The sequence below is a fragment of the Bifidobacterium sp. POST2/T3 (B1) genome (assembly GCF_058197115.1).
This window is the reverse complement of the sequence record NZ_JBVPQK010000254.1, coordinates 1-3,806: the sequence shown is the minus strand read 5'-3', so window position 1 is coordinate 3,806 and position 3,806 is coordinate 1. Positions and strand designations below refer to the sequence as shown.

Annotated in this window: 2 pseudogenes; both read right to left on the bottom strand. The window is 59.7% G+C overall.

The annotated features are described in order from the left end of the window. A pseudogene (locus tag AC0AP0_RS10025) lies at nt 1–1,965 on the bottom strand (InlB B-repeat-containing protein); the annotation flags it as partial. Between the two features lie 503 nt (nt 1,966–2,468). Then, a pseudogene (locus AC0AP0_RS10020) lies at nt 2,469–3,806 on the bottom strand (RCC1 domain-containing protein); the annotation flags it as partial.

The following is a 3,806-nucleotide window of genomic DNA, read 5'->3' as shown; positions in this document are numbered from 1 at the left end:
TGGCTGCCTTTGTCGGGGTTGATTTTCCAGGTGTTGTTGGGGTCTTTGAGGGTCCATTTGGCGGTGAGGGTGAGGTTCTGGGTGACGGGTTTGCTGAAGTCGTAGGCGACCTGCCCGATGAACCATCCGTCGAACTGGTAGCCGTCGCGTACCGGGTCGGGGGAGGGTCGTTTGGCCCTGCCGTACGGGGTGGAGACACTCTGGTCTTCGGGTTTGGTGTTTGCTTCGCCTGTGTCGAAGGTGACTGTATGGGTGGAGTCTGTAGTGGCGTCTCTGGTCAGGGTCTGGTCGACCGTGTAGTTGAGGCTCTTGGTGAAGGGCTGACCGTCTTGTCTGCCAGCGAGTGTGATGGCGGCTGGTCCGGGCTCGCGGGCGGGCATGTCCGCCTGCCAGGTGTCGCCGGTCTTGGTGAGTTTGAGGGGCTGACTGTCCAGGCTGGCAGATTCCAATGTGGGCGCGGTGCTGGTGTCGAGCTTGGATGGCTTGCCAGGCTTGCCTTGAGCGTCCAGGCTCCACTGGTATAGGCTGCCTTGTCTGTTGGTGGCGGTGATCCTGCCGTCGGCTTCGGCGGCCTGCGTGTAGGTTTGGCTGCCGTCGTCCGCCCGGACGGGTTTGCTGCCGGGCTTCCAGGCCCAGAGGCGGCCGTCCATACCGGTGATGATGCCCTGGTCCTTGGTGGCGGTGATTGATCGGGCTTTCATGCTTTCCGGCAGGCTGTTGGTTGCAGAGCTGGTCGTGCTGTCGGCCAGGTACCAGGCGTGTCCGTCCGCGTCCAGGAGGAGGAATCCTCCACTGAGGGCTTGGGCTTGGATGATGCGCGTGCCCGGTTCCTGTTCGATGCGCGAAGGTTCGGCTTTTCCAATCTTGCTCGTCTCCCAGGTCCAGGCCTGCCCGTCCGCGTCCACGATGAGGATCCGCTTGTCGGAGGCGACGGTGGCCACGACCTGCGCCTGCCCGGGCAGGCCGGCCCTGACCTGCTGGGTGAATTCCGAGGTCTGGTCCTGGTTGTTGGCCTGGCTGGCCTGGTAGGCGTGGACTCGGCTCTGCTGGTCCACCGCTAGCAACTGGTCATTGTCCGTGCTGATGCTGATGAACCTGATGTTCTGATCAGTGTTGAGGATGGTAGGTGTGGCCTGTCGGCTGGTCCAGGTGTAGATGTGCATGTCGGAGCCGAGGGCGGCCTGCAGTCCGCTGCCGGCTGCGGCCTGCAGATAATGGAACCCTTGGGGAGCCTGGGTGGGGGAGGGCACCTGTTTGGGTGTGCCCTCCTGCGTCCATGAATAGATGCGGCCGTCGCCGGTCAGGCCGATGAACTGTTCGCCTGCGGCTTGGATGCTGGTGTAATAGGGTTCCTGCCTGTTGGGTGGGCTGATGGTCAGCTGGCTGCCGGAGGCGGGACCGTGGTCCGGGCTCAGCGTCCAGTCCGTGATCCTGGTCCACTGGGCTTTCAGGGTCGTGTCCTGGAGGACGGGGGTCTGCAAGTCGAAAGGCTGGCCGTCATATGTCCATCCGTCGAACCGGAAACCATCACGCCGGGGATTGCGTTCCGGAGGGGAGGCGAGAGTCCCGGTTTTCACGCTCGCCTGGGTTGGTTTGCTGCCGTCGGCAGGGTCGAAGCGCACCGTATGCGAGGCTTGACCGTCTGCTTTATCAGACGGGTTGGTTGAGGCGGATGCCGTGTTGTCTGGATTGTTCGTCTTCGATGACGGGGTTCTCGGACTTGGCGTTGCCGAGCTTAACGGCGAAGCGGCTTCCAGAGGTGAGGGTGAAGACAGGGGGGTGCTGGGTGTGCTGCTGGGGAGAGAGGCGGGATTTTGCTCAGCTACGCGAGGGGTCTGACGACCCCCCCCCCCCTGTGAGGATTGGAGTATCCGCCTGGGCGGATGCGATGCCTAGGCCTGCCAGCAGGCCCAGCAGGACGAGCATCATCGCCGATGTGCGACGCAGACGGGAAACCAGATGCATGAAACCAAACCCCTTACCAGTACTAAACGGTGCCAACACCATTCGCCTATGTAAGCTTCTTCCTGCCGGAAAGCTCTACTACCTACCTACGCCAGCCCTGCATCCGATTGCAGGACCCAATAGCGAAAGCCGGCCGACTTCCAACACCCCTGTTTCCACCCTACCACCCCGCACACAAACAACACACAAGTCAAAGTAACCAATCGGCGATAATGATCTCCTCGACCGAGGAAGTCGGCTGCTTACAGCAGTCATGCCGAGACTGAAGCACGGACGGCGGCCGGACTGGCCAAGGTTGTGAGCTTCCTGTATCTGCCTGCGCATGTCTCTCTTTCCTCTCCTGAATGTGAATGCGCGCGCTTGACTTCAACTCCTGTTGGCTGAAGTGTGTGGGGGTGTGGGAGGGGTGTCGGCTCTCTTGGGGATGAGCCTTATAAGGCCCTGTCTTCCTTATTCTCCTTGTTCCGGCCGGGAAGGGGGTTGATATACGTCCGCGGCCTTTCTTACTCGTGCGAAGCGTGCAATAGACGGTGTTGTTCCCTCCGGTGGCGGCGTGAGGCCAGCATCGCGCCCATGTCGGTCATGCCGGTGGCCAGGTGAGCATGATGCCTTCGGCTCCGGTCCGGGGGGGGGGGGAGCACGCCTGCAGACAGGTACGTGTATCTGAGGGAGGTGTCGGTCAAAGTCTGTCCTGAACCGCCCATTGTGTAGTCCACGCTGACTATGACCGTGTCCGGCAGGTGTCCAGGCGTGAACACGGTGACGCTATTGCTATTGTCGACAGGAGTCAGATTCCTGCCGGGGCTAGTGCCGAACCTGGCCGCGCTGATCACCCGAGACAGGTTGAACTCCACTAACACCGGGGCATAGGCATCTTTGTAGCTGTTGTTGCCGAGTTGACCATAGCCGTTGTATCCCCATGCATACGTGTATCCTTCCTTGCCGATAACCAGAGAATCCCAATTTCCTGCACTGACTAGAGTGCTGTTTAGACTTAGATCAGTGTTGTTTGGGGACGCAGGATTTCGCACTTTTGCTGGTTGTCTGTGAACAGTGGAACTGTCATAGTTGGTATAACCGAGTTGGCCGTAATCGTTTCGTTCCCACGACCATGAAATTCCATTGCTGTCGACAGCTAGGGACGTGTCGTATCCCGCACTGACCTGGCTGGCTTTGAAGGGGATAGTGGGATTGTCGGGATTATATGTTCGGGCTGGGGGAAGAATATCATCATTCGTCGTATTCTGTCCGAGTTCGCCCCAATAATTCCATCCCCACGACCAGGTGTTTCCTTGGGCATCAATCGCCATGGAATGCTCAAAACCGGCGCTGATCTGAACGCTTTTCAAGCTTTTGCTTGTATTTTCGGGATTGTTCGGGTCGCGCGCACACACACCCAGGAACAGGATTCGCACCGTTGAAGCCGCTGCTGGTGCCGTTGCCAAGCTGACCAGACGTGTTGTGTCCCCATGCGTACGCGTTACCGTCGCTGCCCACAGCCAAGGAAACACTATTGTGCATTTTGCCAGATCCAATTGAACTGCTGATTTGGTTCAATTTAACGCCGCTGCGGCTGTATGGCGGGGCGATGGTGGTGGTCTCATCGCCTGGCTGGCTTCCCTTGTTGGGGCTGATGGTCCACGTGTTTCTGGGGTTTTGCTGATCCAGCGAGCGGCGAGCATGATGTTTTCGGTGACGGGTGTGCTGAAGTTGTAGGCGGTGTTGCCGGTGAATCATCCGTCGAACTGATAGCCGTTGTGCGTCGGATCTGGGTTGGGCCGTTGCACTCGCCCGTACGGGTAGAGGATCTGTTGGGGTTGGGGTGCCTGGCTTCCTCCGGT